Below are 3,185 nucleotides of genomic sequence, written 5' to 3' on the forward strand. Positions count from 1 at the left end.
GTGTTGACCGAAACCCGGTTGTAACTGTCCGCCGTGGCCCCGCCGAGGCCGAGAAGCTGAGCAGTCAGGTTCGCCTGCGGCATGCCGACCTGCGTGACCGCATTGGCGAAGGTGACCGTGGGCGTGTTCACCACCGTCGTGCCGCCTGCGCCAGCCGTCGCAGAGCCGATGTTCACGACCGTGGTCGATCCGGAGGCGCCGCCGGTGCCGAGGTTCACGGTCTTGGTGACGCCGGTGGTCGTCGCCCCGGTGCCCATTCCGTAGGTCGCGGTCGTCGTGGCCGTGCCGATGCTGGCGGACGCTGCCGAGACGGTGACCGTGCCCGAGGCGGTCAGAGTCCCCGAAAACGTCTTGTTGCCCGTGAAGGTCTGGGTGCCTGCAAGGATTGCCAGTTCAGAGGAGGTGTTGGGCAGGGTGAAACTCCGCGTGGTGCCGGTGCTGATCCCCGCCAGCGAGAATGTCGCCTTCTTCGTTGGGTCCGCATCGTTCACCAGGCTGAACACGGCATCGGAGACGTCGCGCGGCTCGCCCACGACCTCCCAGACGCTGCCGCTCCAGACGAGGAACAGCCCCTCGGCCGCGACCCAGACCATCCAGCCGGTGCGAGGAACGAGGCGGATCCACGCGCCGTCAACCCAGAAGGCCACGTTCAAGTCCCACCCAGCCCAGAGGCCGGTCGCGCCGGAGGCCACCAGATGGCGGTTGCCGTCTGCCGGGCTGGCCGGGGGCGCGGTGCGCGTGCGGTCGAGGACCGAGAGCTGCACCATGGCGTCGAGCAGGCGCAGCGCCTCGTTGTGGCTGACGTGCTTCTGCGCCTGGGCGGCCAGAAGATACGGCAGGCCCAGATGGGTCGTGGTGTCGGACATGGGGATTCCCGTGGATTGGGATCAGAATTGCAGCGTGACCGCGGCGGGCGTGCCGCGGCCGAGGCGGTTCGAGAGCTGGAAGATGCGGATGGCCAGCGTCTGCCCCGGCCCGAGCGGCGCGCCCCAATCAGTGGTCTGCTGGGCGGCGGCGTAGAGGACGGAGGTCGTGCTGCTGGTCAGAGTGCGCTTGATCGCAGCCCCGTCGAGGATCTGGACGTCGTAGCTTTCCAGGTCCTCTGCCAAGGGTACCTCGACCTGCTCCCAGGCATCGGCGACCAGCGCGCGGGACCGTCGTGTCCAGCGGATGGTCAGATCGCCCGTGTTGCGGGCCGTTCGCCACGGCTGTTCGGCATGCACCGGCGCGAAGGGGACAAGCCCCCGGCCGGAGGGGGCGAAGCCCAGCGCGGCATAGCTTGCGTCACTGACGGCCCGTGCCGCAGGGCCGATGCGCCAGTTCCAAGGCAGACCGAGGTCGGCTTCGGCGATGGGCAGCGATGACAGCGCGGTGTCCAGGACCACAACCCGCGCCCCAGCCGGTGCCGGGGTGCCCATCGCGTATTCCGTCCCGCGCTGGCCACGCAGCAGGCGGGTCAGGCGATAGCGGCCGGGGGCGATGAGTTCCGCCGCGCCTGCCTGGATGATCTCCCACACCCCTGCTGCCGCCTCGACCGCCAGCGCATTGACCCCGCCGAACAGCGCAACGTCCGTCACGCTCTCCAGCGTTCCGGACAGCAGATCGACGACCAGCGCGTTGCCCAGATCGAAGCGCGAGGTCGGCCCCGGAAAGAAGTCGAAGGCCAGCGTGCCGATCCGCGCCCGACTACCGAAGGTCGTCAGCAACGCGAAGCCATCCGTGGAGGCGCTGCGGAACACGGCGATCTCGCCCGGCCAGGGACTGGCATGGGCCGCGATCAGGGGCCGATGTGCGGGCTGGTCTTCGCTGATCTGCGGCAGGTCAAGCATCACCACTTCCGGCGTCCCGAAGACGACGGGGCTGGCCAGCGAAGCGGGCCGGGGATCGCCGGGCGGCAGATCGTAGGCGGCGCGGTCCTGGCGGACAGCCTCGATCCCGCGCGCCTCGGCATCGGCGACGGAGACGAGGCGGAACTCGACCTCACGGCCATCATGCGCCAGCCGGATGACGTCGGCGGGATCGAGGGCTAGCCGCGAGGGCGGCAGGCGGAAGGTGGCGCTCTCCCGGCCGATCCAGGCTTCCATCAGCGCGCGGCGGCAGCGGCGTTCGGCCTCTTCGGGCGGGATCGCCATCGGGAAACTTTCCGAGGCAATGCGCGTGGCGTCGACCGTGATACGGCGGGCCTCGACAAGCGCTGCGTCATAATCCTCGGCCGCGCGGGCGACCTGCCATTTCAGCGCCTGGGGCAGTTCGGTCTCCTGGCCGCGGGTCAGCTCGAAGGCCTCGCCCTCGCGGCTTGCGACGAGATCGTCGATGGTGAGCGTCGCAACCGAGGCGCGGCCGCGCATGACGAAGCGGATCACGCCCTCCGTTTCGATGGCATCGAACCCGAAGTGGCGGGCCAAGGTGGAAATCGAGGCGCGGGGGCTTTCGAGTGCCCCGATCACATAGCCCTCGACCGCGCCCCAGAGGCCCGAGACGTCGATCAGGCTTTCCGCCAGCCCAGCGCGCAGGCAGAGATGGCGCACGAGGGCCGGCAGCGACACCGCGCCGAGCCGTCCGGTCAGCCAGTGACCGAGCCGCCAGTTCGGGCCGTCTGTCCAGGTGCCGGTCAGCTCCGGAAAGAACGGATAGGGCCGCGCGTCCCAGGTCCAGGCGGCGCATTCGGGGACATGGACCATCCGGCCGCCGTAGACGGATGACGTCGGGTTGTTCGCGCCCTGACCCCACCAGAGGTAGCTGGCCTCGAGGTAGGCGCGTTGGATCGCGTCGTCGCGCCAGCCTCGCGAGAAATGCGGCGTGAAGCTCTCCGACGACTTCGGGTCGAAGAACACGTTGGGCTGGTTGGTGCCCCGGTCGATGGCCGGACAGCCGAGCTCGGTGAACCAGATCGGCTTCGACTCCGGCACCCACGCCGTCGGTGTGCCGCTCTCCACCCCACCCGGGCGATTGTAGTGCGGGTTCGACCACCAGGCGCGCAGGTCCTTGTAGCGGAACACCCACGGCTTGGCCGCCGCGCCATCGGTGATCGGGGTGCGGACCTGCGCGGATCTGTCGGCGGCAGAGGCATAGAACCAGTCGAAGCCTTCGCCGCCCGCGATGTTCCTCTGCAGATAGGTCCGGTCATAGATCGCAGGCCAGCCCGCCTGCGCATCCGCGTGCTCGAACCCGTCGCGCCAGTCCGA

At 69.5% G+C, this 3,185-nt stretch carries 2 protein-coding genes; both read right to left on the minus strand.

All coding sequences use genetic code 11. The features are described 5' to 3' along the window. A partial coding sequence (locus tag ACE3P6_RS19035) for a DUF2793 domain-containing protein (protein ID WP_374398016.1) occupies positions 1 to 866 on the minus strand: 866 nt, incomplete at its 3' end. Between the two features lie 21 nt (positions 867 to 887). Beyond that, positions 888 to 3,185, minus strand: a 2,298-nt coding sequence (locus ACE3P6_RS19040) for a glycoside hydrolase TIM-barrel-like domain-containing protein (protein ID WP_374398017.1), incomplete at its 5' end; no start/stop codon positions are given.

This window comes from Tabrizicola sp., assembly GCF_041911175.1.
GTDB lineage: Bacteria > Pseudomonadota > Alphaproteobacteria > Rhodobacterales > Rhodobacteraceae > Tabrizicola.